This window comes from Rhodococcus sp. B50 (assembly GCF_013602415.1).
In the GTDB taxonomy this organism is placed as follows: Bacteria; Actinomycetota; Actinomycetes; order Mycobacteriales; family Mycobacteriaceae; genus Rhodococcus.
The window spans coordinates 648,158-675,007 of sequence record NZ_WPAG02000002.1 but is presented as its reverse complement, the minus strand read 5'-3'; the positions used below and the strand labels follow the sequence as shown (position 1 = coordinate 675,007).

Annotated in this window: 26 protein-coding genes; 11 read left to right on the top strand and 15 right to left on the bottom strand. The window is 69.6% G+C overall.

Features of this window, described 5'->3' with window-relative positions:
• Positions 1-212 precede the first annotated feature (212 nt).
• The 3 genes from nadC to nadA are packed head-to-tail and all read right to left on the bottom strand — an operon-like array spanning position 213 to position 3,704.
• Entirely contained in the window at positions 213-1,079 is an 867-nt protein-coding gene (gene nadC / locus GON09_RS03475; protein WP_213930614.1) for a carboxylating nicotinate-nucleotide diphosphorylase, read from the bottom strand.
• A gap of 1 nt (position 1,080) precedes the next feature.
• Positions 1,081-2,676, bottom strand: coding sequence for an L-aspartate oxidase (locus GON09_RS03470; protein WP_213930613.1), 1,596 nt, complete (start codon positions 2,674-2,676; stop codon positions 1,081-1,083).
• On the bottom strand, positions 2,673-3,704 hold the full coding sequence (gene nadA, locus GON09_RS03465; RefSeq protein WP_213930612.1) for a quinolinate synthase NadA: 1,032 nt from the start codon (positions 3,702-3,704) through the stop codon (positions 2,673-2,675). Before nadA ends, GON09_RS03470 begins: the two co-directional genes overlap by 4 nt.
• Before the next feature lie 82 nt (positions 3,705-3,786).
• On the opposite strand from nadA, the gene GON09_RS03460 reads away from it, so the two are divergent.
• Positions 3,787-4,497, top strand: a complete 711-nt coding sequence (locus GON09_RS03460) for an NUDIX hydrolase (RefSeq protein WP_244865367.1) — start codon at positions 3,787-3,789, stop codon at positions 4,495-4,497.
• Positions 4,498-4,512: 15 nt separating this feature from the next.
• On the opposite strand, the gene GON09_RS03455 is transcribed toward GON09_RS03460, so the two are convergent.
• Together GON09_RS03455 and GON09_RS03450 are read right to left on the bottom strand one after the other, a co-directional pair.
• A complete protein-coding gene (locus tag GON09_RS03455) occupies positions 4,513-4,653 on the bottom strand; it encodes a hypothetical protein (RefSeq protein ID WP_006554085.1) in 141 nt (46 codons plus the stop codon).
• 62 nt (positions 4,654-4,715) lie between these two features.
• Positions 4,716-5,345, bottom strand: coding sequence for a TetR/AcrR family transcriptional regulator (locus tag GON09_RS03450; RefSeq protein WP_213930611.1), 630 nt, complete (start codon positions 5,343-5,345; stop codon positions 4,716-4,718).
• 111 nt (positions 5,346-5,456) lie between these two features.
• Between GON09_RS03450 and GON09_RS03445 the strand changes: the two genes are divergently transcribed.
• The 3 genes from GON09_RS03445 (at position 5,457) to GON09_RS03435 (ending at position 7,631) form a co-directional block, all read left to right on the top strand.
• A complete protein-coding gene (locus GON09_RS03445) occupies positions 5,457-6,332 on the top strand; it encodes an SDR family NAD(P)-dependent oxidoreductase (RefSeq protein WP_213930610.1) in 876 nt (291 codons plus the stop codon).
• Between the two features lie 68 nt (positions 6,333-6,400).
• On the top strand, positions 6,401-7,048 hold the full coding sequence (locus GON09_RS03440; protein ID WP_213930609.1) for a maleylpyruvate isomerase family mycothiol-dependent enzyme: 648 nt from the start codon (positions 6,401-6,403) through the stop codon (positions 7,046-7,048).
• A gap of 16 nt (positions 7,049-7,064) precedes the next feature.
• Positions 7,065-7,631, top strand: a complete 567-nt coding sequence (locus GON09_RS03435; RefSeq protein ID WP_213930608.1) for a DUF488 domain-containing protein — start codon at positions 7,065-7,067, stop codon at positions 7,629-7,631.
• An 11-nt stretch (positions 7,632-7,642) separates the two neighbouring features.
• Here the strand turns inward: GON09_RS03435 and bsaP are convergent, their stop codons facing one another.
• Both bsaP and bioB read right to left on the bottom strand, forming a co-directional pair.
• Positions 7,643-7,843, bottom strand: a complete 201-nt coding sequence (bsaP, locus tag GON09_RS03430; protein ID WP_213930607.1) for a biotin synthase auxiliary protein BsaP — start codon at positions 7,841-7,843, stop codon at positions 7,643-7,645.
• Positions 7,843-8,856, bottom strand: a complete 1,014-nt coding sequence (bioB, locus tag GON09_RS03425) for a biotin synthase BioB (protein WP_213930606.1) — start codon at positions 8,854-8,856, stop codon at positions 7,843-7,845. Before bioB ends, bsaP begins: the two co-directional genes overlap by 1 nt.
• A gap of 161 nt (positions 8,857-9,017) precedes the next feature.
• On the opposite strand from bioB, the gene GON09_RS03420 reads away from it, so the two are divergent.
• The 6 genes from GON09_RS03420 to GON09_RS03395 are packed head-to-tail and all read left to right on the top strand — an operon-like array spanning position 9,018 to position 16,891.
• Entirely contained in the window at positions 9,018-9,644 is a 627-nt protein-coding gene (locus GON09_RS03420) for a TetR/AcrR family transcriptional regulator C-terminal domain-containing protein (protein WP_213930605.1), read from the top strand.
• Between the two features lie 42 nt (positions 9,645-9,686).
• The gene (locus GON09_RS03415; RefSeq protein ID WP_213930604.1) at positions 9,687-10,979 is read left to right on the top strand and encodes an SWIM zinc finger family protein; all 1,293 of its coding nucleotides are present in this window, start codon (positions 9,687-9,689) and stop codon (positions 10,977-10,979) included.
• Complete coding sequence (locus GON09_RS03410; protein WP_213930603.1) at positions 10,976-12,388, top strand: DUF5691 domain-containing protein; 1,413 nt, start codon at positions 10,976-10,978, stop codon at positions 12,386-12,388. Before GON09_RS03415 ends, GON09_RS03410 begins: the two co-directional genes overlap by 4 nt.
• The gene (locus tag GON09_RS03405) at positions 12,385-13,539 is read left to right on the top strand and encodes an ATP-binding protein (RefSeq protein ID WP_374195271.1); all 1,155 of its coding nucleotides are present in this window, start codon (positions 12,385-12,387) and stop codon (positions 13,537-13,539) included. Before GON09_RS03410 ends, GON09_RS03405 begins: the two co-directional genes overlap by 4 nt.
• Positions 13,536-15,737, top strand: a complete 2,202-nt coding sequence (locus GON09_RS03400; RefSeq protein WP_213930602.1) for a DUF5682 family protein — start codon at positions 13,536-13,538, stop codon at positions 15,735-15,737. The genes GON09_RS03405 and GON09_RS03400 overlap by 4 nt, the downstream gene beginning before the upstream one ends.
• The gene (locus tag GON09_RS03395; RefSeq protein WP_213930601.1) at positions 15,734-16,891 is read left to right on the top strand and encodes a VWA domain-containing protein; all 1,158 of its coding nucleotides are present in this window, start codon (positions 15,734-15,736) and stop codon (positions 16,889-16,891) included. The genes GON09_RS03400 and GON09_RS03395 overlap by 4 nt, the downstream gene beginning before the upstream one ends.
• Positions 16,892-16,926: 35 nt before the next feature.
• On the opposite strand, the gene GON09_RS03390 is transcribed toward GON09_RS03395, so the two are convergent.
• Positions 16,927-18,591 carry an MFS transporter gene (locus GON09_RS03390; RefSeq protein WP_244865366.1) on the bottom strand — a complete coding sequence of 555 codons (1,665 nt, stop codon included), beginning with the start codon at positions 18,589-18,591 and terminating at the stop codon, positions 16,927-16,929.
• Positions 18,592-18,643: 52 nt separating this feature from the next.
• Here GON09_RS03390 and GON09_RS03385 point away from each other — a divergent pair, with 52 nt between their 5' ends.
• Positions 18,644-19,639 carry an ABC transporter substrate-binding protein gene (locus GON09_RS03385; protein ID WP_213930599.1) on the top strand — a complete coding sequence of 332 codons (996 nt, stop codon included), beginning with the start codon at positions 18,644-18,646 and terminating at the stop codon, positions 19,637-19,639.
• A gap of 18 nt (positions 19,640-19,657) precedes the next feature.
• Here the strand turns inward: GON09_RS03385 and GON09_RS03380 are convergent, their stop codons facing one another.
• The 7 genes from GON09_RS03380 to GON09_RS03350 all read right to left on the bottom strand — a co-directional run bounded on the left by GON09_RS03380 (position 19,658) and on the right by GON09_RS03350 (position 26,821).
• Positions 19,658-20,404: a succinate dehydrogenase/fumarate reductase iron-sulfur subunit gene (locus GON09_RS03380; protein ID WP_213930598.1), complete on the bottom strand. Its 747-nt coding sequence runs from the start codon at positions 20,402-20,404 to the stop codon at positions 19,658-19,660.
• Between the two features lies 1 nt (position 20,405).
• Complete coding sequence (locus tag GON09_RS03375; RefSeq protein WP_213930597.1) at positions 20,406-22,322, bottom strand: fumarate reductase/succinate dehydrogenase flavoprotein subunit; 1,917 nt, start codon at positions 22,320-22,322, stop codon at positions 20,406-20,408.
• Between the two features lie 63 nt (positions 22,323-22,385).
• The gene (locus GON09_RS03370) at positions 22,386-23,222 is read right to left on the bottom strand and encodes a hypothetical protein (protein WP_213930596.1); all 837 of its coding nucleotides are present in this window, start codon (positions 23,220-23,222) and stop codon (positions 22,386-22,388) included.
• A complete protein-coding gene (locus GON09_RS03365; RefSeq protein ID WP_213930595.1) occupies positions 23,219-23,506 on the bottom strand; it encodes a hypothetical protein in 288 nt (95 codons plus the stop codon). Before GON09_RS03365 ends, GON09_RS03370 begins: the two co-directional genes overlap by 4 nt.
• A 77-nt stretch (positions 23,507-23,583) precedes the next feature.
• Positions 23,584-24,297: a dethiobiotin synthase gene (gene bioD, locus GON09_RS03360; protein ID WP_213930594.1), complete on the bottom strand. Its 714-nt coding sequence runs from the start codon at positions 24,295-24,297 to the stop codon at positions 23,584-23,586.
• A complete protein-coding gene (locus GON09_RS03355; RefSeq protein ID WP_213930593.1) occupies positions 24,294-25,433 on the bottom strand; it encodes an 8-amino-7-oxononanoate synthase in 1,140 nt (379 codons plus the stop codon). Before GON09_RS03355 ends, bioD begins: the two co-directional genes overlap by 4 nt.
• 98 nt (positions 25,434-25,531) lie before the next feature.
• Positions 25,532-26,821 (bottom strand): adenosylmethionine--8-amino-7-oxononanoate transaminase, encoded by a 1,290-nt coding sequence (locus GON09_RS03350; protein ID WP_213930592.1) that lies wholly within the window; start codon positions 26,819-26,821, stop codon positions 25,532-25,534.
• Between the last annotated feature and the right edge of the window lie 29 nt (positions 26,822-26,850).

The following is a 26,850-nucleotide window of genomic DNA, read 5'->3' as shown; positions in this document are numbered from 1 at the left end:
CCCGGCACGTCGATGTGCTGTCAGTTCTACCCCAGAAATCGCACGTGCGGGGACCGTCTGCTCCGACAGGTGCGTCTACCGTTACCGCCCTACCTGTCGAGCAGGTCTCGTGAGGTGTGATTCGAGTAGCCCGCTACTCGTTCCACGGCCGATGGACCGGCCTGCCTTCGATGTACCGGAGCCACGGAGACAGACGACATCGAGTCGACACGTCACATGTCGAGGCCGAAGTCCAACACGGTCACCGAGTGGGTCAGCGCACCCACCGCGAGGTAGTCGACGCCCGTGCGCGCGTAATCGGCGGCGACGTCGAGGGACAGGCCACCGGAGGATTCGAGTCGCGTCTGCGGCGCATGGGTGTTGCGCCGCTGCACCGCGATCTGCGTCTGCCACAGCGGGAAGTTGTCGAGCAGGATCAACTCGACGTTCTCGGCGAGCACCTCGTCGAACTGCTCGAGGGTGTCGACCTCCACCTCGCACGCGATATCGGGGGCGTGTTCCCGGACGGCGCGCAGTGCGGCGACCACCGAGCCCGCCGCGGCGACGTGGTTGTCCTTGATCAGTGCCTCGTCGCCGAGTCCCATGCGGTGGTTGACGCCGCCACCCATCCGCACCGCGTACTTTTGCAGTGCGCGCATTCCCGGCAGGGTCTTGCGGCTGTCGCGGATCTTCGCCTCGGTGCCCGTCACCGCATCGACCCAGTGCGAGGTGGCCGTCGCGATCCCCGACAGGTGACACAAGAGGTTGAGCATCGTGCGCTCGGCGGTGAGCAGACCGCGGGTCGGCGCCTCGACGGTCAGGACGGCGTCGCCCGGCAGCACACGCTCCCCATCGGTCCTCCGGTCGAGCACGCGATAGTGATCGGCACCGATGACCTCGTCGAGGACGAGCAGACCGACGTCGAGACCGGCGACGGTGCCGGCCTGCCGCGCGACCACCGAGGCGGTGGCGACGGCGTCGGCGGGCACGGTGGCGTCGGTGGTGACGTCCGGCCCATAGCGCAGGTCCTCGTCGAGCGCCTTCCGGACCAGCTCGCGGGTCTCGGCGAGGTCGAGTCCGTCGGGCAGCACGGTGGTCATCTCAGTTGACTCCTGTCAATTCCGGTGTGGTGAAGGACAACTCGCCGTCGTCGTCGAGGCGTAGTTCGAGGCTGCGGGCCTGCGCAGGGTCGGTGTCCCGATGGTCGCTGCGGGTGTGACATCCCCGCGATTCGGTGCGGCGCTGCGCCGCGAGCAGCAGGGCCCGCGCGGTGACGGTGAGCGCGGCGTCCTCGAGCCGATCCGCGTCGGCACACGGTGTGGTGACGCTCGCGTCGTCGAGTTCGGCTGCGGCAGCGGCCAGCCCGTCGGCGTCGCGCACGACCAGCGCGTGCCGGGTCATGAGATAGTGCAGACTCGCGCGATCGCAGACGGCCGAGACCACACCGGGAATCCCGGTGGGCTCGGGGCGCAACCCGGCCCTCTCGAGCGCCGCAGCCGCTCCCGCCCGCTCCCCGAGCACGAGCCCTTCGAGAAGACTGTTGGAGGCGAGCCGGTTCGCGCCGTGCAGGCCGGTGCGAGCCACTTCGCCGGCAGCGTACAGGCCTGGGATTCGGGTGCGGCCGTGCACGTCGGTGACGACACCCCCGCACGAATAGTGCGCGGCGGGAGCGACGGGCAGCAGATCCCGGGCGGGATCGAGGCCGGCCTCGGCGCACATCGCCGTGATCGTCGGGAAGCGGCCGACGAATCCGCCGAGGTGACGAGCGTCGAGGTAGACGTGGTCCTCGCCGAGCGCGGTGAGACGCTCGGCGATGGCCCGCGAGACGACGTCGCGGGGCGCAAGGTCGCCGAGCGGGTGCACGCCCTCGGTGATCGAGCGACCGCGGGAGTCGACCAGGCGTGCCCCCTCGCCGCGCACCGCTTCGCTGATGAGCGGCCGCCGTCCGGTGCCCCCTTCTGCGAACAGCACAGTCGGGTGGAACTGGACGAACTCGAGGTCGGCGACGCCGGCGCCGGCGGTCAGGGCCAGCGCGATGCCGTCGGCGGTGGCACCGGGCGGATTCGTGCTGCACGCGTACAGCTGACCGACACCGCCGGTGGCGAGCAACACGGCCGGGGTGTGGACGACGCCGAACCCGCGCTCGTCGAGGACGAGCAGTCCGGTGACGCCCCGCGCGTCGGTGAGGACACGAGCGGCAGCGGCTCCGAACAGGACGGGCAGGCCCGCCGCGCCGAGGGCGCGCTGTGCCGCCGCGCCCAAGGCGCGCTGCACCTCGGCGCCGGTCGCGTCGCCACCGGCATGGATGATGCGGCGGGTGCTGTGCCCGCCCTCGCGGGTGCGGGCGATGTCGCCGTCTCCGGCGGTGTCGAACACCGCGCCGAGATCGCGCAGGGCGGTGACGGCGTCGGGACCGGCAGTGACGATCGAGCGCACCGCGTCCTCGTCGCACAGTCCCCCGCCCGCGGCGAGGGTGTCGGCGACGTGGGCGTCGACGCTGTCGCCCACCGGTGCCACCACGGCGATACCCCCCTGGGCGTACTGGGTGGCCGTGTCGGTGGGACCACCCTTGCTCACCGTGAGCACACGGGCGCCGCGCCGGGAGGCGGCGCGCGCGGCCGTGAGACCGGCGACGCCGCCCCCGACGACCACCAGGTCGGCGTGGTCCTCCCACGCGACCGTGATGGGGGTGGTCACTCGCCGCTGCCCGGGTTGCCGATGGCGATCATGCGCTGCACCGACAGGCGGGCCCGCTCGGCCACGTCGGCTGCGACGTGGACCTCGTCGCGTCCCTCCTGCAGGCAGCGGAGCAGGGCCGCGGGGGTGATCATCTTCATGTAGGGGCACGACGCGCGGTCGTTGACGGCCTGGAAGTCGATGCCGGGCGCGGCCTTGCGGAGCTGGTGCAGCATGCCGACTTCGGTGGCGACGAGGACCTGCTTCGCGCCCGTCGCGCGGGCGGCGTCGATCATGCCGCCGGTGGACAGGATCTTGACCTTGTCGTCGGGCACGAAGCCCTCTCCGGCGAGGTAGAGCGCCGAGGTGGCGCAGCCGCACTCGGGGTGGACGAACAGATCGGCGTCGGGGTGCGCCTTGGCCTGGGCGGCGAGTTCGTCACCGTTGATGCCGGCGTGCACGTGGCACTCCCCGGCCCAGATGTGCATGTTCTCGCGACCGGTGACGCGCTTGACGTGGGCGCCGAGGAACTGGTCGGGCAGGAACAGCACCTCGCGGTCGGGGTCGATGGACGCGACGACGTCGACGGCGTTCGACGAGGTGCAGCAGATGTCGGTCAGGCCTTTGACCTCGGCGGTGGTGTTGACGTACGAGACCACCACGGCGTCGGGGTGGTCGGCCTTCCATTCGCGCAGCTGGTCGGCCGTGATCGAGTCGGCGAGCGAGCAGCCGGCGCGCTCGTCGGGGATGAGCACCGTCTTGTTCGGGCTGAGGATCTTCGCGGTCTCGGCCATGAAGTGCACGCCGCAGAAGACGATGGTGTCCTCCTCGGCTTCGGCGGCGATGCGCGAGAGCGCGAGCGAGTCGCCGACGTGATCGGCGACGTCCTGGATCGCGGGAAGCTGGTAGTTGTGCGCGAGCAGCGTGGCGTTGCGCTCACGGGCCAACCGACGGACCTCCTCGGCCCACTCCGGCGTCGCCTCGACGCCCGTGTAGCCGCCGGGGCCGTCGACGATGGTGGAGGCTCCCGCCCACTCGGTCGTGGTCATGGCCTTGCTCCTTCGAGGGTGTCATCCCGGCGGGTTGTACCGGAATTTCCGTGTTCGAGGTTTTCGACTTAGGATCGAAAACATGACACATGGTAACACCCGTCACGAAGTGCTCATCGCCGTGTTCCAGGTTCGTCGCTTCCCGGACGCCTCGGGAACCCTCGGCGACGAGCCCGAACTCGGGGTGTTGCTGTGGCAGCGGGCGCTCGATCCGCAGGTCGGCACGTGGTCGCTCCCCGGTGGGCAACTACGCAACGACGAGGACCTCACGACGTCGGCCCGACGCCAGTTGGCGGAGAAGGTCGACGTCCGCAAGGTCGCGCATCTCGAGCAGCTGTCGGTCTTCTCCGACCCGAATCGAGTGCCGGGCCCACGCACCATCGCGTCGACCTATCTCGGCCTGATCCCGCTCACTTCGGATCCCCAGCTGCCGTCCGACACGGCCTGGCACCCGGTGTCGAACCTTCCCGAGATGTCCTTCGACCACGGGGTGATGGTGGCGAACGCCCATGCGCGCCTGGCCGCGAAGCTGTCGTACACGAACATCGCGTTCGGTCTCGCACCGGCGGAGTTCTCCATGTCGACTCTTCGCGACATCTACTGTGCTGCACTCGGTTACGAGGTGGATGCCACCAATCTTCAACGCGTGCTGGCGCGTCGGAACGTGCTCACCCGCACCGGCAACACCGCACCCTCGGGTAAGACGGGAGGCCGACCCCCGGCGCTCTACCGTTTCACCGACTCCCGGCTGCGCGTGACGGACGAATTCGCCGCCCTGCGACCACCGGTGTGAACCTCTCGGAAGAGGTCAGAAAGGCCGACCCATGATGACCTCGAGCAACTGCAGCGGCATCGTCAGGAAGGCCGACCCGACGAACAGCGCCGAGCGCAGCGGATCGCCCGCCAGATAGCCTTCGCGGATCCATTCCAGAACGTCGACCGAACCCATGCTGTCCCTCCCCAGATCGTCATGTGATTCCGACGGGTACGTCGAACAAGAGGACTCGTGCGTTACACGGTCGCGGACGGGATTCCGTCCGACGGGCGCGTGAGGCCGGAGAGGGCGGTCTCGACCAGAGTGCGCACGTAGTCGTCCGACGGGGGTTCACCGGTGGCCGACCACTTTTGGGCGACAGGTGCGAACAACATGTCCACGGCGACGTCGAGATCGAGATCCTCCGGCAATTGCCCCGCACTCTGTGCGGCCCGGAGTCGGGCTTTCTTCATCTCCCGCATCGGCGCGTCGAGGCGGTGTTCGTATTCCGCTGCGAGTTCGGGATCTTCGAGTACCGCTACGGTCAACGCGCGCAGCGGGACCGCGAACTCCGGATCACGCAACTCCGCCACGGTGGCCTGCAGCACCGCGATGAGGTCCGCGCGGAGATCACCGCTGTCGGGCAGCGCGGCCTCGTCCCCGGCGTCGCCCTGCGTGCGCGCCAGATACGCGTCGAAGAGCACAGCTCCTTTCGACGGCCACCAGCGATAGATCGTCTGCTTCCCCACACCGGCTCGGGCGGCGATCGCCTCGATACCGAGTTTCGAGTAGCCGACCTCGACGACCAGGTCGAAAGCGGCATCGAGGATCGCTTTCCGCGAGGCGGGGTTCCGCCGGGAGTTTCCGGCTTCGGGTCGTGCGGGCACGGGACGACGATATCTCATCGAGACGAGACGTTGCGTCTTGACAGACGCTTCGCGAACGGTCATTCTCGAAAACACGAGACGGACCGTCTCGTCTCAACCGGGAGGTATCCATTGACGACCCAACCGACGATCGCGTCCCCCGCCACCCCCGGCGTGTGTCCCCGTACCTGGTTGATCACCGGCGCGAGTCGCGGCCTGGGCAGGGAGTTCGTCCGTGCCGCGTTGTCGAGAGGTGACAACGTCGTGGCCGTCTCACGGTCGATCGAGTCGGCCGATCTCCCCCCGGAGCCGGAACGTCTCCTCCGACTCCCGGTCGACGTCACCGACCGCACGGCGGTATTCGCCACTTTCGACCGGGCCCGCGAACATTTCGGCGGCATCGACATCGTCGTCGACAACGCGGGCACCATGACCTACGGATTCGTCGAGGAGTTCACCGAGGAGCAGGCGCGTGCACAGTTCGAGACGAACTTCTTCGGAGCGATGTGGGTCAGCCAAGCCGCCATGGCGGCCTTCCGGAGCCGAGGACACGGACATCTCGTGCAGATCTCGAGCATCGGGGGCGTACTGAGCGGACCCGGCACAGGGCTGTACAGCGCGAGCAAGTTCGCCCTCGAAGGACTCAGCGAAGCCTTGGCCGTCGAGGCCGCGCATTTCGGCATCGACGTCACGATCGTCGAGCCGGGCGGCTACTGGACCGATCTCTACACCACCATGACGGTGAGCACTCCGCGATCGGACTACGCCTCGCTGCGAGCCGAGATCGAGAAGCAGAGCGCGTCCACGAGCATCGACAGCCACCCCGCCCTGGCCGCGCAGGCACTCCTCGCGGTCGTCGATACCGACCGACCTCCGCGACGCATCGTTCTGGGCGACGCGGTCCTGGATGCGGCCGTGGCCGCCACCCGGGAGAAGATCGACACTTGGCTCGAATGGGAGTCGGTGAGCCGTGCCGCGGAAGACGCCGTACCGGCACCGAATCCGTGAGTGAGGAGCAATCCGCGATCTAGAATGAGCGGACCGTGTGTCCGGCGGACCCCAGGTCAGGTGACCCCATGAACGTCGACGACATCTGGAACACGATCGACGAGCAGCGCGCACGAACCGCCGACCTGCTGGAACAACTGACCGACGACGAGTGGCGCCGGAAGTCGCTGTGCGAAGGCTGGACCGTGCGCGACGTCGCCGCGCACCTCACGCTCCAGCAGCTCACCGTCGTCGACCTCGTCCGCATGTTTCTGCGTCGTCCCGGCGGGGTGAACACGATCATCCGCGAGTCCGCTCGGCGTCGCGCCGAGCGACCGACGCGCGAGTTGATCACCGACATCCGGGGAATGATCGGTTCGCGGCGACACAACGTGGGTATCACCCCGCTCGAGGCCATGATCGATCTGCTCGTGCACGGCCAGGACATCGCCGTACCGTTGCAGCGCGACCTTCCGATGCCACCCGCCGCCGCGGCAGCGGGTGCCACGCGGCTGTGGTCCACCCGCGGCACCGGAAAGGCCCGGGTCTTCGCCGACGTCCCGCTCGACGGATTCCGTTTCACCGCAACCGATGCCGAGTGGTCCTCCGGCTCCGGACCCGAGGTGCGGGGACCGATCTCCGCGATCCTGTTGCTGCTCGCGGGCCGTCGCGCGGGGTTGTCCCGATTGGAGGGCGACGGAGCCGCGGAACTACGCCGGCGGATGGCGCACGCGTGATGGGACGATGGGAGCCATGAGTGCCGACTCCCGTGTCCTGTGGACCATCGGCCACTGGACGTGTCCGCAGTCCGTCCTGCTCGACACACTGACCTCTGCCGACATCGAACTCGTCGTCGACGTGCGGAAGATGCCCGGTTCGCGCCGCAGCCCGCAGTTCGACGCCGACGAGATGCCGTCCTGGCTCACCGGCGCCGGGATCGACTACCTGCACCTCACCGAACTCGGCGGCAGGCGGCCGAAACAGAAGGACATCGATCCGACGATCAACGCGGGTTGGAAGAACGCGAGTTTCAAGAACTACGCCGACTACACGCTCACCGACGATTTCGAGGCCGGACTGAAGCGCCTCACCGAACTGGCCGAGCACCGGCACGTCGCGATCATGTGCGGCGAGCCGATGCCGTGGCGCTGCCACCGGCTGTTGATCGCGAACACTCTCGCCGCACGGGGGTGGACCGTCGTGCATCTCGTCAACAACGCGAAGCCGCGACAGCACGAGCTGGGACAGTGGGGCGCGACGCCGTCGGTGGATCCCGACGGCGTCGTGACCTATCCCGTTGATTCGGAACATGATTCGTGAATCTCCGGGGTTCAGCGCTGTTCGCTCATCACCGAGTCGACGGTCCCGTGGCGCGAGCACCGCGCCCACCACCCGCCCGGCGCGATCTGGACGATCATCCGGCGACCGCACTGCGCGCAGAACCGCGGCGGTTCGAGACCGAGCTGCACTGCGGCGGAATGGGTTCGGACCGTACCGTCCACGATCGCTTCGCCGGTGAACGGATCGAACATCAGATCGTCTCGCCGAGGGCCTTGATCGGCATCTTCAGCTCGCCGAGCAGGTCGAGGTCCGTCTCCGCGGGCCGGCCGAGCGTGGTGAGGTAGTTGCCGACGATGACGGCGTTGATCCCGCCGAGGATCCCCTTCTGCGCGCCGAGGTCGCCGAGCGTGATCTCGCGGCCACCCGCGAACCGGAGAATGGTGCGCGGCAATGCCAACCGGAAGGCCGCCACGGCCTTGAGCGCCTCGGTCGCGGGCAGCACCTCGAGGTCCCCGAAGGGGGTGCCGGGACGCGGGTTGAGGAAGTTCAGCGGCACCTCGTCGGGTTCGAGCGCCGCGAGATCGGCCGCGAATTCGGCTCGCTGCTCGACGGTTTCGCCCATCCCGAGGATGCCTCCGCAGCACACCTCCATACCGGCCTCGCGCACCATGCGCAGCGTCTCGAAGCGCTCCTCCCAGGTGTGGGTGGTGACGACGTTCGGGAAATGCGAACGGGCGGTCTCGAGGTTGTGGTTGTAGCGGTGCACGCCCATCGCGACGAGCCGGTCGACCTGTTCCTGGGTGAGCATGCCGAGCGAGCACGCGATCTGGATGTCGACCTCGTTGCGGATGGCCTCGATACCGGCCGCGACCTGCGCGAGGAGGCGTTCGTCGGGTCCGCGCACGGCCGCGACGATGCAGAATTCGGTGGCCCCGGTCTTCGCGGTCTGCTTCGCAGCCTCGACGAGCGACGGGATGTCGAGCCGGGCGGCGCGCACCGGGGAGGCGAACAGGCCGGACTGCGAGCAGAAATGGCAGTCCTCGGGGCAGCCACCGGTCTTGAGGCTGATGATCCCCTCGACCTCCACCTCCGGTCCGCACCACGCCATGCGCACGTCATGGGCGACCTCCAGGAGGTCGTCGATGCGGTCGTCGGGCAGCTGCAGGATCTCGAGGGTCTGGTCGCGGTCGAATCCGATTCCGCGACGGAGCACCTGGTCGCGAGCGATGTCGAGGATGTCGGTGCGGGCGGGCGCCTGGGTCACTGCCGTCTCCTGGGGTGGCTAGAACTTGAACATCGTTCAATTGAACAGCGTTCAGGTTAGGGCGAAGCGTCCGATAGTGTCAAAGGCACGAATCCTTCGGTTCGGATCCCCGGCGGCGCGGTACCGACGCGGGCAGCAGGAGAAGCGGGAGCAGAGAAGCAGTGCAGTTGCGACGCGGCGACGTCCTCGACGGCGCCATGGCGATCCTCGACGAGTACGGACTCGGCGACCTGACGATGCGCAAGCTCGCGTCGTCGCTCGGCGTCCAGCCCGGCGCGCTGTACTGGCACTTCCCGAACAAGCAGACCCTGCTCGGCGCGATGGCCGACCGCATCCTCGACGGTGTCGACGAACCCCCCGCGAGCGATGCCTGGGACGATGCCCTCTCGGAGTTGGCGCACCGATTCCGTGCCGCGCTGCTCGCCCACCGCGACGGCGCCGAACTCGTCGCCTCGAGCTACGCCTCGCGGCTGACCACTTCCCGCGCCCGCGACGCCTTCGTGGTTACCGCAGGACGCGCGGGCCTGTCGCGGGCGTATGCCGAGCTCACCGGCTACGCACTGCTGCACTACGTCCTCGGTCACACGGTCGACGAGCAGTCCCGCGCGCAGCTCGAGGAGCTCGGTGCGCTCACACGTGCTCCTCTCTCCCCCGACGTCGCGACCGAGCAGCCGGCCGCGGCCGACCACGACCTGCTCGACGGCGACCCCGCCGTCCGCTTCGAGTTCGGCCTGCGGTTGTTCGTCGACGGCATCCGCGCCCGCCTGGAGACCCGTGCGACATCCTGAGCCTGCCGTTCCTGTCGGACCCGTCTCCTACCGTCGACGCTCGTGACCGCCCCCTGGACCGTCCAGCAGATCAACGCCGTCGCACCCGATCCGTCCTCGATGACGGCTGCGCGCGGCGTCGCCTCCGCATGGCTCGAGACCGGTCACGACGACGCGGCTCTGTGGGGCCTGTGCCGCGGGCGCGGCACCACGCCGTACCGCACGGCGATCGATCCGGGCGCTCCCGCCTACACGTGCACGTGCCCGAGCCGGAAGCTGCCCTGCAAGCACGCCCTGTCGCTGCTCGTGCGCTGGTCCGAGGGTGCCGTGCCCGCCGCGCAGGCACCCGACTTCGTCACGGGATGGCTCGCCGCCCGCGCCGCGTCCACCACACTTCCCACCCAGGCGGACGACGAGCCGGTCAAAGCTCCCGATCCGGCGACCGCCCAGCGTCGCGCCGAGCGGGTCGCGGCAGGACTCGACGACCTCGACCGCTGGCTGACCGACCGCATCCGGCACGGCTTCGGGGCGGTGGATCACGGCCACGGCACCTACGAGTCGATGGCCGCCCGCATGGTCGACGCCCAAGCTCCCGGTGCGGCGTCGGCACTGCGCGCACTGGCGGACGTGGTGAACGACGACACGGATTGGCCCGCCAGGCTGCTCACCGAGTACGCGCGCCTGCACCTGATGGCCGTCGCGTACCGGCAGCGCGACGAACTGCCCCGGCCGCTCCTGCGTTCGCTGCAGACCCATCTCGGTTTCGGCACCCGCAGCGAGGAGGTGCGAGCCGAACCGGCCGTGCGCGACCGGTGGCAGGTCCTCGCGCTCCGCGTCACCGAGGAGAACCGGATGTTCACCCGCAAGACGTGGTTGCGTGGGCGCTCGAGCGACCGGTGGGCCATCGTGCTCGATTTCGCGCACGGCACAGCTCGTTTCGGCACACCTACCCCCTTCCCGGGTTCGCTCGTCGACGCCGATCTGCACTTCTACCCCGGCGCCGTCCCACTGCGTGCGATGCTCGGGCGGCAGCACGGCGAGGCCGAGCCGTTCACGACACTGCCCGCCACCGGACTCGACGCCGCGCTGGACGAGTACGCCCGCATGCGCGGGTCCGATCCGTGGTTGCGCACCTGGCCCGTGTTGCTCGACGCGGTCACCCCCACCCACAGCGAGGACGGCTGGTACGTCGTCGACCCCGCCGGACGTGCCCTGCCCCTCGCCGGTGACGACGACAGCCGATGGCGATTGCACGCCGTCGCAGGCGGGCATCCGGTGACGGTCTGCGGCGACTGGGACGGAAGCACCCTCGCTCCGGTCTCCCTGTTCACCGAAGGACAGGTGATGACCTGGTGACCGGCCCGCTCCCCGAATCCCTCACCACCGCAGCACTCCTCGGTACAGCACGCACTCTGCCGGAGTTCGGCTCCCTGCACACCGCCGACGCCGCCGCCGGGCTCGGTGGCGACCCGGCGACGACGCTGCTCGCTGCCGCCGCACTGGAATCGACCTTCCTCACCGCCGCACACGTTCCCGCCGTCCGCGAACTGCCGTCGCCCGCTCCGGATGACGACCGTCCCGTCCTGCCGGCCGCGGCAGCCGAACGCCTGCGCGCACTGCTCACCGTGCGCTCTCCGCTGCTCGACGAGTGGTTCGAGGTGGCGGTCCGATTCCGGGCGTCGCACGACATCGTGATCGACCTGCTGACCGTCGCGACCACCGATGCGGTGCACCGCGACCGGCTCGTCGCGCTCACCGGCACACGGGGACGCTGGGTGGCCGCGCGCAACCCGGAATGGGCCGACCTGCTGCCTCCCGACCCGCTCGACGACACACCCTGGCACGCCGGGCCGCCCGCCCGGCGCCGCCGATGGTTCGAGACGCTCCGCACGCACGACCCGGCGGCAGCCACCGCGACACTCGCGGCATCGTGGGGTGCGCAGACCGCCGCCCAGCGAGCCGAGCTGCTCGCCCTGCTCGCGGTGGCGCTCGGCCCGCACGACGAAGCACTGCTCGAACGCGCATTGGACGACCGCAGCCGCAAGGTCCGCGCCGTGGCGCTCGATCTTCTTCCGCGCCTGCCGGATTCCGCCTTCGCGCATCGCATGGCCGAGCGGACGCGGCGGTGGCTCCTCGTCGAGGGTTCGAACGTCACCCTCGCAGTCCCCGAGCAACCGGACGAGGGCGCCCTTCGCGACGGTCTCGCCGACGGCCCGGTCCGCGGAGCACGAGAACTGCTGGTCGCGGCCGTCGCGGCGGCCCCGCTGTCGGTCTGGGGCGACCACGCCGCAGACACGGTGCTGCCCGAGTTCGACGTCGACGACATCGTCCGCACCGCGTTGACCGAGGCGTGGGGCCGCGCGGCGGTCCGGCAGCGCAACGGCGAGTGGGCCGCGGCGTTGCTGCGACGCGACGGACGCGCCGACCCGGACGTCGCGCGGGTCGTCCCCCTCGACATCCTGCTCACGCACCTGCGCGAGGCGCCGGCGTCCACGATCCTCGACGACGCGCTGCTCGCAGCCCTCCCGGCGCCGTGGCCGCGCGATATCGCCGAGAAGGTGCTCACCGCGCTGTACACGAAGTCGACGACCACCCGCGTCGTCCGCGACGTCCTGATCCTGCTCGCCCACCGGGCACCCTTCGATCTGGCCGACCTGCTGGCCGACGCCGCGAACCGCACCGACGACCTCGGTCGCCTGCACCTGTTCGCCAGCGCAGCCGACACCCTGACCCTCCGCAAGACGATTTACGAGGAGCTGAGTTGACCGACGCCGAGTCGACCCCCGCAGTTGTCGGCACCGATGAGCCGGAGGGGTCCGGTACCGCCGGGTCCGGCACCGACCTGCTGCGTCCGCACGCCGAGCAGCAGTACGCGCACGAACTGGCGGCGCTCGTGCGACTCGACGACCGGCCGCGCCCACCCTCGTGGCAGTTGTCGCCGTGGGCGGTGGTGACCTACCTGCTCGGCGGCGAACTGGCCGACGGCACGGTGATCGCCCCCAAGTACGTCGGTCCGCGCCGGTTGATGGAGGTCGCCGTCGCCACCCTGGCGACCGACCGGGCACTGCTGTTGCTCGGTGTTCCGGGCACCGCGAAGACCTGGGTGTCCGAGCATCTCGCCGCGGCGATCAGCGGTTCGTCGACCCGGCTCGTGCAGGGAACGGCCGGCACGACCGAGGAGTCGGTGCGCTACGGCTGGAACTACGCGCGTCTGCTCGCCGAGGGGCCGAGCCCCGCCGCGCTGGTCGCCTCCCCGGTCATGACGGCGATGCGCGACGGCGCCGTGGCACGCATTGAGGAACTCACCCGCATTCCCGCCGACGTGCAGGACGCGTTGATCACCATCCTTTCCGAGAAGACCCTCCCCGTCCCCGAACTCGGTACCGAGGTGCAGGCGGCGAAGGGATTCAACGTCATCGCCACCGCCAACGATCGCGACCGCGGGGTCAACGATCTGTCGTCCGCGCTGCGCCGACGGTTCAACACCGTGGTGTTGCCGTTGCCGGCGAGCGAGGAGGACGAGGTCGCGATCGTCACCCGCCGCGTCGAACAACTCGGCGCCGCACTCGAACTCCCCCCCGTGCCCGCCGCCGCGGAGGAGATCCGTCGCGTCGTCACCGTGTTCCGCGAACTGCGCAGCGGCGTCACCACCGACGGCCGGACCAAGCTCAAGTCCCCGTCGGGCACGCTGTCCACCGCCGAGGCGATCTCGGTGGTGACGGGCGGTCTGGCGCTGTCCGCGCACTTCGGCGACGGCGTTCTGCGTCCCTCCGACGTCGCGGCCGGCATCCTGGGCTCGGTGGTCAAGGACCCGGTCTCCGATCGCGTCGTCTGGAACGAATATCTCGAGGCCGTCGTCCGGGAACGCGGCGACTGGACCGACTTCTACCGGGCGTGCCGGGAGATCACCGGGTGACCGACGCTCTCTTCGACGGCGCGGATGCCCCCGCCGAGATCCGGGTCTTCGGGATTCGGCACCACGGGCCCGGTTCGGCGCGCGCGGTCCTGCAGGCGCTCGCGGAGTTCGAACCCGACACCGTGCTCATCGAGGGTCCGTCCGACGCCGATCCGGTGCTCGCCCTCGCCGCGGCCGACGACATGGTGCCGCCGGTCGCATTGCTGGCCTACGCACGCGACGAACCGGCGCGTGCGGCGTTCTGGCCGTTCGCGGCCTTCTCCCCCGAATGGCAGGCGCTGCGCTGGGCGTATCTGCACGATGCGGACGTGCGGTTCTGCGATCTTCCGGCGGCGATGTCGCTCGCGGCCGAGCGTGAGATCGGCGACCGCACGACCGACGACCTGCTCGGCATGCTCGCCCGGGCCGGTGGATATGCCGACTTCGAGCAGTGGTGGGACGCGGTGGTCGAGCACGGCACCGCGGAGGCCTTCGACGAGATCACCGATGCGATGCGGGCGCTGCGCGAGGACATCGGGATCGACGACCACACCGCGCGGCGGGAGGCGCACATGCGGCAGGTGCTGCGCGCGACGGTCAAGGCCGGGGCCCGCGCGATCGCCGTGGTGTGCGGGGCGATGCACGCACCTGCCCTGACCGGCCGACTCGGGCCGGCCGCTCCCGACGCGCGCCTGCTCAAGGGCATGCCGAAGGTGAAGCCGACCCTCACGTGGGTGCCGTGGAGTCACTCGCGCCTGTCGCTGTCGTCGGGCTACGGGGCCGGCATCCTCTCGCCCGGCTGGTACCACCACCTGTTCACGCAGCCCGCCGACACGACCGCGCGCTGGTTCACCCGCGTGGCCCGCGTCCTGCGCGAGGAGGATCTACCCGTTTCGAGCGCCCACGTCATCGAGGCGACTCGCCTTGCCGACACGCTCGCGGCGCTTCGCGGTCGCGCGGGGGCCGGACTCGACGAGGTCGTCGAGTCGACCCGGTCGGTGTTGTGCGACGGCGACGACGTCCTGCTCGATCTCGTCACGCGGCGGCTCGTCGTCGGCGAGGCACTCGGTTCCGTTTCCGAGGACACCCCCACCGTCCCACTCGAGACCGATCTGCAGCGGCGGGCGAAATCGTTGCGACTCAAGCGATCTGCCGAAGCCAAGAACCTCGATCTGGACCTGCGCAGGGAGATCGACGTCGCGCGGTCGCGACTGCTGCACCGGCTGGCGCTGCTCGGCATCGACTGGGGCACCCCGGCGGAGAGCGAGGTGCGCTCGACCGGAACGTTCCGCGAGACCTGGACGCTGCGGTGGGAACCCGAGTTGTCGGTGGCGATCGTGGAGGCGTCGCGGTGGGGCACGACCGTCGAATCCGCATCGGGCGCCACGGTGGCCGACCGCGCCGCCCGATCCGGGATCGCACTCGCCGACCTCACCGAACTCCTCGAACGGGCGCTGCTCGCCGACCTGCGGACGACGATCCCGTCCCTGGTGACGGCGATCGATACGGCGGCCGCCCTCGACCACGATGTGCTGCATCTGATGAGCGCGCTGCCGACGCTCGTCCGCACGGTCCGCTACGGCGACGTGCGCGGCACCGATCTGTCCTCTCTGGATCACGTCTGCGACGCCCTGCTCGCGCGTGTCTGCGCCGGTCTCCCGGCGGCTGTCACCGGCCTCGACCACGACGCCGCCGATGCGGTGCGCACCGCGATCGACGACGTGCATCTCGCGCTCGCGCTGCGCGAGGACCCGGACGCGACCGGGCGATGGCTCGACACACTGGGATCGGTGAGCGACCGCGACGACGTCGACGGTCTGCTCGTCGGCCGCACCACCCGGATGCTGCGCGATACCGGTCGACTCGGCGAGCGCGACGCGGCCGTGCGGGTCGCGCGGGCATTGTCGGTGGGGTCACCCGCACCCGCGAAGGCGCGCTGGATCGACGGTTTCCTCGGCGGTGGCGGGCTCCTGCTGGTCCACGACAGCGCTCTGTTCGACCTCGTCGACGCATGGGTCAGCGACCTCACCGGCGAGGACTTCCTCGACGTCCTGCCCGTCCTCCGCCGCACCTTCGGGTCCTTCGCGTTCGGTGAGCGGCGCCTGCTCGGGCAGACGGTCCGGGGTGAACGCACCCGCCGCACCGCCGCACCGCCGGTCGTGGAGCGCGGCCGTATGGCCCTGACCGCCGCCGCCACGATCCTGGGAGTGTCGGCATGACAACGGAATCCGGAGATACCGAACGCCTGCGCCGGTGGCGGCTCGCGCTCGGTGAGGCGGCCGAGGGCTCGACGGGCTCCCTCTCCTCGGCCGACGACACAGCGATGGACGCCGCGCTCGCCGCGCTGTACGACACCGCTCCCGGCGACGGCACCGCGCCGCGCACCGCAGGCCTCGGCGCGTCCGCGCCCCGGGTGGCGCGCTGGCTCGGCGACATCCGTACCTACTTCCCCACCTCCGTGGTTCAGGTGATGCAGCGCGACGCGGTGGACCGCCTCGGGTTGACCCGGCTGCTCCTCGAACCCGAGATGCTCGAGGCCGTCGAACCGGACGTCCACCTCGTGGGCACGCTGCTGAGCCTGAACCGCGTGATGCCGGAGACCACCAAGGCGACGGCCCGGACGGTCGTCGAGAAGGTCGTGCGCGAGATAGAAGCCCGCATCGCGCAGCACACCCGTACCGCGGTCACGGGTGCGCTCGACCGGTCGTCTCGGACGTCGAATCCGAAACCGCGCGACATCGACTGGGATCGCACGATCCGCGCGAACCTCGCCCACTACCTGCCGGAGCATCGCACGGTGGTGCCCGAGAAGGTCGTCGGGTACGGGCGTCGTTCCCAGGCGGTGAAACGCGACGTGGTGCTCGCGGTGGACCAGTCCGGTTCGATGGCGTCGAGCGTCGTGTACGCGTCGGTGTTCGCGGCGGTCCTGGCATCGATGCGAGCACTGCGCACCTCGCTGGTCGTCTTCGACACCTCCGTGGTGGATCTGACCGACAAGCTCGCCGACCCGGTCGACGTCCTGTTCGGCACCCAGCTCGGCGGCGGCACCGACATCAATCGGGCGATCGCGTACAGCAGGTCGCTGATCACGCGTCCGGCCGATTCGTTGTTCGTGCTCATCTCCGATCTGTACGAGGGCGGGATCCGGGCCGAGATGCTCTCGCGCATCCGGGAGATGCTCGCGGCGGGTGTGCAGGTCGTGGTGCTGCTGGCCCTGTCCGACGACGGCGCACCGTCCTTCGACCGCGACAACGCGGCGGCGCTCGCCGAACTCGGGGTCCCCGCCTTCGCGTGCACGCCCGACCGCTTCCCCGAGTTGCTCGCCGTCGCGCTCGAACGGGGCGACGTCGGACGCTGGTCACAGTCGAGGTGAACGCCGGACGACCCCAGCGGCACGACGACCCGCGATCAGCGAGCCGGCTCCCCGGAGGAATCGGCCTCCGCATCGCCGTCCTCCTCGGCGTACCGGGCGAGCAGCGCCATCTCGGCCGTACGTGAGGGGAACGCGAAGGCCACCAGCGCTGCTCCGATGAGCACGATGGCGATCGCGGCGGTGTACGCGCGGGTATCCCCGTCGAGGAACGCCGTACGGGCGGCCGCGATGATCTGTGGCGCGTACTGCGGAAAGCGCTCGCTGGTGCCGACGGCGCCCGCGAACGACTTCTCCAGTGCGGTCTCGGTCTGCTCGTCAACCGACGCGGCCTGAGGACTCGCCGCGATCGTCGCCGCGAGCGAGGCCGAGTATCCGGCCGTGAGCAGCGCACCGAGGATCGACTGGACGATCGCTCCACCGAGGTCGCGCTGCAGATCGGCGGTGCCGGAGGCCATCCCGGCGCGGGAAACCGGCACAGATCCGGTGAGCGAGTGTGAGGCGGGGGTGCCGGCGAGACCCACGCCCGCTCCCAGGCACATGAATCCCAGGGCGATCACCCAGTAGTGCGCGTCCTCGTCCCACAACGTCAGTGCGACGACGAGTCCCGCCACGATCGCCACGTAACCCGACAGCAGGGTGAAGCGGGAGCCGCGCGACCCGACGAGCTTCGCCGAATGCGGTGCCACCAGGACCATCACGAGTGCGGCGGGAAGCGCTGCCGATCCCGCCGCGAGCGTCGAGTACCCGAGCACGTTCTGCAGGTACTGCTGACTGATGTACATCGTGCCCATCAGGGTGCCGAACACGATGATGCCCGCCACGGCCGCGACCCAGAACACGCGGCGCCGGGCGATGTGCAGGTCGAACAGTGGATTGGGCGCGCGTAGCTGACGCATCACGAAGACGATCGCCGCGGCGAGGGCGATCACCAGCGCGGAGACCGCGATGGTCGCCATCCCGTCGACCGGCACGAAGTTGATGCCGAGGACGAGCGAGCCGACGAGCACCACCGAGACGATCCCGCCGAGATGGTCGACCGGTTCTGTCGACTCGTTGACGTGGCTCGGCACGAACACCCAGGTCGACGCGAGGGCGATCAGCGCCAGCGGGATCGTCACGAGGAAGACCGATCCCCAGAAGAACTGCTCGAGCAGGGTGCCGGCGACGAGCGGGCCGAGCGCGGTCAGGCCGCCTCCGATCGACGACCACAATGCGATCGCGCGGGTCCGTGCTGCGCCCGACCACAACGCGGTGATCAGCGCCAGGGTGGTGGGAAACGCCAGACCCGCGGACACGCCGCCGAGCACCCGGGCGGCGAACAACACGTCGGCGTTCGGCGCGAATCCGGCGACCGCCGAGGCGGGAACCGACAACGCCATGCCGATCAGGAGCATCGTCTTTCGCCCGTAGCGGTCGCCGACGGCCCCGAGATAGAGCACCGACGCGGCGAGGCCGACGGAATAGCCGACCGCGACGAGGTTCAGTTCGGTCTGGCTCGCGTCGAATGCCTTCCCGATGTCGGGTAGCGCCACGTTCGCAACGGCGAGGTTCAGGTTCGCCACTGCGGCGACGAGGATCAGCGAGGCCAGCACCAGGCTCGCCCGCGCAGGACGACCGTCCTCGGGTGGGGTCACGGACACATAGTGCGCGCTGGGACCGCTGTCCTGCTCGGTTTCCGACGGGTTTTCACCTTCGCCCATCCCTCCGGGTTAGGATCACCTCACTCATCGTTCGACAGACTCGAGGCCCTCAATGACACGCCGATCCGCCGCTCTGCTCCGTTCCGCCGCGCTGTTCACGGCCACCGCGATCGCGCTGACCGCGTGCGGATCGTCCGACACGGAGACGGAGGCCGACTCGGCTGCGGCCGACGGCGCGTTCCCCGTCACCGTCGACACGAAGTTCGGGGAGGTCACCGTCGACTCCGCCCCCGAGCGTGTCGCGGCACTCGGCTGGGGCGACGCCGAAACCGCACTGGCACTCGGTGTTCAACCGGTGGCCGCGAGCGACTGGCTCGCCTTCGGCGGCGACGGCGTGGGACCGTGGGCGCAGGGGCTGTACGACTCGCCGCCGGAGCTCATCGGCACGATCGAACCGTCCTTCGAACTGCTCGCGGCCCAGACCCCCGATCTGATCCTCGACACCAAGAGTTCCGGCGAGCCGGCCCGCTACGAGTCGCTGTCGGGGATCGCCACGACGATCAGCGGCCCCGAAGGCAGCGACGCCTACCTCACCTCGCTCGACGACCAGGTGACCTCGGTGGCAACGGCTCTCGGTGTGCCGGACAAGGGCGCCGAACTGCTGTCGCAGATCGATGCGGATTTCGCGCAGGCCGCCGCCGACAACCCGGAGTTCGCGGGCAAGACCGTCACCGTCGCCTCGTACACCTCCGAGGGCTGGGGCGCCTATGTCATCGGTGACTCGCGCGTGGACTTCATGACCGAGCTCGGCTTCGTGAACAATCCGCAGGTGCAGGCCGCAGCGTCGGACGATTTCTTCATCACCGTCTCCGACGAGAACCTGAACCTCCTCGACGCGGATCTGCTCATCGTGCTGCCGATCTACGTGCCGGCAGCGGAGGTGACCGACAATCCGGTCTTCCAGCAGATCCCGGCAGTGCGCGACGGCCGGTTCCTCGTGCTCGACAGCGATTCCGACATCTCCGCGGCGTTCTCGACGAACTCGGTGCTGTCGGTTCCGTTCGCGCTCGACGAGCTCGTTCCCCTCGTCGCCGAGCGCGTGAACTGACGCAGTCGGCGTTCCCGGTCAGCGGCGGAACAGTTTGTTGCCGAGCCAGACGATCGGGTCGTAGCGGCGGCCCGCGACGCGTTCCTTCATCGGGATCAACGCGTTGTCGGTGATGTGGATGTTCTCCGGGCACACCTCGGTGCAGCACTTGGTGATGTTGCACATGCCCAGGCCGTGCTCGTCCTGGGCGACGTCGCGGCGGTCGGCCACGTCGAGCGGATGCATCTCGAGTTCCGCGATACGCATCAGATAGCGCGGCCCGGCGAACGCCTCCTTGTTCTCCTCGTGGTCGCGCACGACGTGGCAGACGTTCTGGCACAGATAGCATTCGATGCACTTGCGGAACTCCTGGGAGCGCTGCACGTCGACCTGCTGCATCCGGTACTCCCCCGGCGCGAGATCCGGGGGTGGCGCGAAGGCCGGTATCTCCCGCGCCTTTCGGTAGTTGAACGAGACGTCGGTGACGAGATCTCTGATGATCGGGAAGGTCCGCATCGGCGTCACGGTGACGGTCGCGTCGGGATCGAACAGCGACATTCGGGTCATGCATGTCAGGCGCGGGCGGCCGTCGACCTCCGCCGAGCAGGATCCGCACTTGCCCGCCTTGCAGTTCCAGCGCACGGCGAGATCCGGCGCCTGGGTGGCCTGCAGGCGGTGCAGGATGTCGAGGACGACCTCGCCTTCGTTGACCTCGACGGTGTAGTCGCGCAGCTGCCCGCCGTCGGCGTCGCCCCGCCAGATCCTGAACGACGCTCGATATCCCATCTCAACCCCTCCGTCCGGGATGGTCCGCGAGTTCCTCGTCGGTGTAGTACTTCCCGAGCTCGTCGATGTCGAACAGTTCGAGCAGGTCGGCGCGCATCGGTTCCTGTCGCTCGGCGGTGACCGACACGTCCGGGACGAACGGGTCGCCGCCGGCGAGGCGGCAGGTGAGCAGGGTGCGACGCCATTCGGCATCCATCGACGGGTAGTCGTCGCGGGTGTGTCCCCCGCGACTCTCGGTGCGCTGCAGCGCGGCTCGGGCGACGCATTCGCACACGAGCAGCATGTTCCGCAGGTCCAGGGCGAGATGCCAGCCCGGGTTGAACTGGCGGTGCCCCTCCACCGCGACGTTCCGGATCCGGGACCGCAACCCGTCGAGTTCGGCGAGCGCGCGTTCGACCTCGTCCGCGCGGCGGATGATGCCCACGAGATCCTGCATGACCTGCTGCAGATCGGTGTGCAGGGTGTACGGATTCTCGGCGCGGTCGGCCTCCGCCGGATCGAAGGGAGCAAGCGCGGCGCGGGCGGCGGCGTCGATGTCGGCCTCGGCGACGGCCGGTCGCGTCGTCAGGCCCTGGACGTAGTCGGCTGCGCCGAGACCGGCCCGGCGACCGAAGACCAGCAGGTCCGACAGCGAGTTCCCACCCAAGCGATTCGATCCGTGCATGCCACCGGAGCACTCCCCGGCGGCGAACAGGCCCGGGACCGCGGCAGCACCGGTATCGGGGTCGACCTCGATTCCGCCCATCACGTAGTGGCAGGTCGGGCCGACCTCCATTGCTTCGGCGGTGATGTCGACGTCGGCGAGCTCCTTGAACTGGTGGTGCATCGACGGCAACCGGCGCATGATTTCGGCGGCCGGCTTCCGCGACGCGATATCGAGGAAGACCCCGCCGTGCGGGGTGCCCCGGCCTTCCTTGACCTCCGAAGTGATGGCGCGGGCAACCTCGTCGCGCGGGAGCAGATCAGGGGTGCGACGGTTGTTCTCCTGGTCGTCGTACCAGCGGTCGGCTTCCTCCTCGGTCTCGGCGTACTGGCCTTTGAACACCGGAGGGATATAGGAGAACATGAACCGCTCCCCCTCGGAGTTCTTCAGCACCCCACCGTCGCCGCGCACGCCCTCGGTGACGAGGATTCCCTTGACACTGGGCGGCCAGATCATCCCCGTCGGGTGGAACTGGACGAACTCCATGTTGATCAGGGCGGCCCCGGCGCGCAGGGCGAGAGCGTGCCCGTCGCCCGTGTACTCCCACGAGTTCGATGTGACCTTCCACGACTTACCGATACCACCGGTCGCGACGACCACCGCGGGCGCCTCGAACAACACGAATCGCCCGGTCTCTCGCCAGTATCCGAAGGCGCCCGCGATGCGACCTTCCGCGTCCTTCAGCAGTTCGGTGATGGTGCATTCTGCGAAGACCCGCACCCGCGCCTCGTAGTCCCCGTGTTCGGCGTGGTCCTCCTGCTGCAGCGACACGATCTTCTGCTGCATGGTGCGGATGAGTTCGAGTCCGGTGCGATCGCCGACGTGGGCGAGTCGCGGATAGGTATGGCCACCGAAATTGCGCTGGCTGATCCGTCCGTCGGGTGTCCGGTCGAACAGTGCTCCGTAGGTTTCCAGTTCCCACACCCGGTCGGGGGCTTCACGCGCATGCAATTCGGCCATCCGCCAGTTGTTGAGGAACTTGCCGCCGCGCATCGTGTCCTGGAAGTGGACCTGCCAGGAATCCCGGGGATTGGCGTTGCCCATCGCGGCGGCGCATCCGCCTTCGGCCATCACGGTGTGGGCCTTGCCGAACAGCGACTTGCACACCACGGCGACGGAGAAGCCACGTTGCCGCGCCTCGATGACCGCTCGGAGTCCGGCGCCGCCCGCTCCGATCACCACGACGTCGACCTTGTGCCGTTCGACATCCACCATCTGCGCTTCCCCTCTTCCGGTGTCCTGCCCTTCCGCCGTACTGCTCGGGACTGCTCGGGTCCGTCAGCCGACGAACCGCAGATCCGCGATGGTGTCGCTCGCCACGAGCATGATGTAGAAGTCCGTGACGATCAGGGTTCCCAGCGTGATCCACGCGAATTGCATATGCCTGGTGTTGAGCTTCGAGAGGAACGTCCAGATCCGGTACCGCACCGGATGTTTCGAGAAGTGGCGCAGCCGACCACCGGTGACGTGCCGACACGAATGGCACGAGAGCGTGTATCCCCAGAGCAGGATCACGTTGATCAGCAGGATCAGATTGCCGAGTCCGATGCCGAATCCACTCGGGCTGCGAAAGGCCGCGATCATGTCGTAGGTGTTGATCAGCGACACCACGAAGCCGGCGTAGAAGAAGTAGCGGTGCGAGTTCTGCAGGATCAGCGGCAGCCTGGTCTCGCCGCTGTAGCGCGCGTGCGGTTCGGCCACCGCGCACGCGGGCGGCGACAACCAGAACGAGCGGTAGTAGGCCTTGCGGTAGTAATAGCAGGTCAGGCGGAAGCCGAGCAGGAACGGCAACGACAGGAACGCGAGCGGGATCCACATCGGGAGTTCGCCGACCCAGGTTCCGAAGTGGCGGGCACCGTCCACGCAGGATGCGCTCACGCACGGGGAATAGAACGGCGTCAGATAGTGGTAGTCCTCGACGTAGTAGGCGCTGCGCACGAACGAGCGGATCGTCGCGTACACCACGAACACACCGAGGCCGAGCGCGGTGAGTGCGGGTGTCTGCCACCAGCGGTCGTTGCGTAGCGTGCGTGCGGCGATCCGGGCGCGGCCTTCGGAGCGGACACCGGTGGCGGGCGTGCCGCGAGCCGCCGGCGTCGCCTCGGACGTGCTCACCGCGAGCCGTGCAGCCCGCCGAGACCTTCGTCGTCCGTGTCCGTTCCGCGGAACAACGTGTCGTCGTACGGCGTGTCGGGGATCGGGATGCGTTCACCGAGACTGTTGACGACCTCGCGCGGAGGATGTTCGGCGAAGTCGCGTATGTCGATGTCGAGACGCTCGAGGTCGTTCGCCAGCCTCCGGACGGGGGCTGCGTCCCCGTAGCGCGATCGTAGTGATCCGAGGCAGTGGCGCAGGTGTGCGGCGGTGCGCTGAAGTTCCTGCACTTCGCTGGTGGACATCCGTACCTCCGGGCCGAGCGGTCGGCATGTCGCGCCGGCCGACACGATAGGACAGGCCAGTTGCAGTGTGGCATCCATCACAGTACAACGGAAGCGTCGCCCGCAAGCCGTTTCGTCCGGAGCGGCGACCCCAGCCATTCGGAGACCCGCACGGCGAAGCGGGCGGCATCGAGTGCGCCGCTGCCGGCCGGGATCCGGCCCAGCACGGGGACGCCGGCGACGGCCGGGAGGTCGTCGAGATTGCACCGCTCCGCCAGAGTCGGTGCGGCAGGCCAGGATCCGATGATCACTCCCCGGCAGGCGACCCCCGCCGAGTGCAGTGCGGCCACGGTGAGCGCGGTGTGGTTGAGCGTGCCCAGTCCCGCCGCCACGACGACCACCGCAGGTGCGACGAGCGTGGCTGCGACGTCGGCGAGGGTGAAGCCGCCGACGCCGAGGCGGACGAGCAGACCTCCGGCGCCTTCGACGAGGGTGAGGTCGTATCCGGCGTCGAGAGCCCGGACGGCGTCGACGACCTCGTCGAGCTCGAGCAGCCGGCGTCCGCTGCGCCGCGCGGCGGTATCGGGTGCGAGCGGGTCGGGGTACCGAGCGAGTTCGACGAGGCGGACCGAGTCCCCGACCAGCCGGCGGATCTCCTGCAGGTCGCCCGGGCCGTCGTCCGCGACACCCGTCTGGGCGGGCTTGCACACCGCGACCCGCAGCCCCGCAGCCACGGCGTTCGCGGCCAGTGCGGCGGTCGCGACGGTCTTTCCCACATCGGTCGACGTACCGGTGACGACGAGGACGCTCACGCGCGAGCCCCCGCGAGGACGTCGGTGAGCACCTCGTCGACGAGTGCGCGTTCGTCGTCGGTGAGGTTCGCGCGTGCGGTCAGTCGCAGTCGCGAGGTCCCTGCCGGTACCGACGGCGGCCGGAAGCAGCCGACGTGCACGCCGCGTTCGCGGCATCGCGCAGCGGCGTCGGCGGCGACGTGCGGGTCGCCGAGGATCACCGACACCACGGCGGACGGCGGTGCGTCGACGCCTGTGACGCGGGCGAGGTGTGCGGCCTGTTCGAGTACGGCCGCGGCACGGGCGGGTTCGGCGCGCAGCACCTTCAACGCGGCACGGGCGGCGCCGACCGCGGCCGGCGCGAGGCCGGTGTCGAAGATGAACGTGCGGGCGGTGTCCACGAGGTGTTCGCGCACACGCCGGTCGGCCAGGACGGCTCCCCCCTGGGATGCAAGGGATTTCGACAGCGTCGCGGTGACGACCACGTCGGGCTCGCCGGCGAGGCCCACTTCGTGGACGAGTCCGCGGCCCCCTGCGCCGCGGACCCCCACACCGTGGGCCTCGTCGACGAGGAGCACTGCGCCGTGCGATCGGCAGGCGCGGTGCAACTGCCGCAACGGGGCGAGGTCTCCGTCGGTACTGAACACCGAGTCGGTCAGGACGAGTGCGCGCGCCTCGGTGCGGGTCGCGAGGGCTCGCGCGACCGCGTCGACGTCATTGTGAGGAGTGACAACGATCCTCGAGCGGGACAGTCGGCACGCGTCGACGAGCGAGGCGTGGCCGCCGGCGTCGGAGACGATCAGTGCATCCTTGCCACCGAGGGCGGCGACGGCACCGAGGTTCGCGGCGTATCCGCTCGAGAACACCAGACCGCTGTCGGCCCCGACGAAGTCGGCGAGTTCGCGTTCGAGGAGTTCGTGTTCGGCCGTGGTGCCGGTGACCAGCCGCGATCCGGTGGCGCCGGCTCCCCAGCGCCGCAGTGCGGCGGTGGCCCCCGCGAGGACCTCCGGGTGACGGGTCAGGCCGAGGTAGTCGTTGGACGCGAGGTCGACGACGGTCGAGCCGGGGGTCCGGACGACGGGTTCCCGGTGCAGACCCGCCGCGCGCCGCGCCGCCGCGGTGTCGTCGAGCCACGCCAGGGCAGGATGTGCGGTCATGAGCGGTGACCATACTTGAACACCGTTCAAGTCGCCACAACGGCCGCCGTGGCCGAGGCGATCGCAGAGTTCCTCACCGCGGTTCCTCGACCGGCAGCTCACCGGGCATTCGCGCCTGCGGCGGCGATCATCCCCGTCGTGATCGCTGCGAGGTCTTCCGCCGAACACACGTAGGGCGGCATCGCGTAGACGAGATTGCGGAACGGCCGCAACCACACCCCGGCCGCAACCGCCGCATCGGTCGCCGCACGCATGTCCACCGGGTCGGTGAGTTCGATGACGCCGATACCCCCGAGCACCCGTACGTCCACGACGCCCGGCAGTTCGCGTGCCGGGGCGAGTCCCTCCGTCAGGCCCGCGTTCACCGATGTCACCTCGGACCGCCAGTCGCGGGAGAGCAGCAGCTCGACCGCCGCGACCGCGACGGCGCACGCGAGCGGGTTGCCCATGAAGGTCGGGCCGTGCATCACGCCGCCGCCCTCGCCCGCGCTGATCGCCTCCGCGACGGCCCGGGTGCACAGCGTTGCGGCGAGTGTCATGTACCCGCCGGTGAGCGCCTTGCCCACGCACATCACGTCCGGGCTCACGTGCGCGTGGTCGGCCGCGAAGAGTTCCCCGGTGCGCCCGAAACCGGTCGCGATCTCGTCGAAGATCAGAACCAGTCCGTGCTCGTCGCACATCCTGCGCAGCTCGCGCAGATAGAGCGGATCGTGGAAGCGCATACCGCCGGCGCCCTGGACGACCGGTTCGACGACGATTGCCGCGAGCTCGTCGACGTGCTCGAGCAGGATCGCTTCGAACTGCGCGACGTAGCCGGGATCGAAGTGTGCAGGCGGGGCGGGGGCGAAGACCTGCCGCGCGAGCATGTCGGTCCACAGCGCGTGCATGCCGCCCTCCGGGTCGCACACGCTCATCGGGGCGAAGGTGTCGCCGTGGTAACCGCCGCGCCAGGTGAGCAGGCGACGCCGCCCGGGCCTGCCCACGGCACGCTGGTACTGCACCGCCATCTTCACGGCCACCTCGACGGACACCGAACCCGAATCGGCGAGGAAGACCGTGTCGAGACCCTCCGGGGTGATGCCGACGAGCAGTTCGGCGAGCCGCGCGGCGGGCTCGTGGGTGAGGCCGCCGAACATCACGTGGCTCATCCTGTCGAGCTGGTCGCGGACCGCGGCGTCGAGGACGGGATGCCTGTAGCCGTGGACCGCGGCCCACCACGAACTCATGCCGTCCACCAGCTCGCGATCGTCGGCGAGGACGATCCGGGTACCGTGAGCACGGTCGACCACCAAGGGTTCGGTGGTCGCCGGAAACGCGCCGTAGGGGTGCCAGAGGTGCCGACCGTCGAGGGTGCGGATCCGCTCGACCGAGAAAGGAGAGTTGCCCACGCCCAGACTGTAGGCGGTTGGCAGTCACG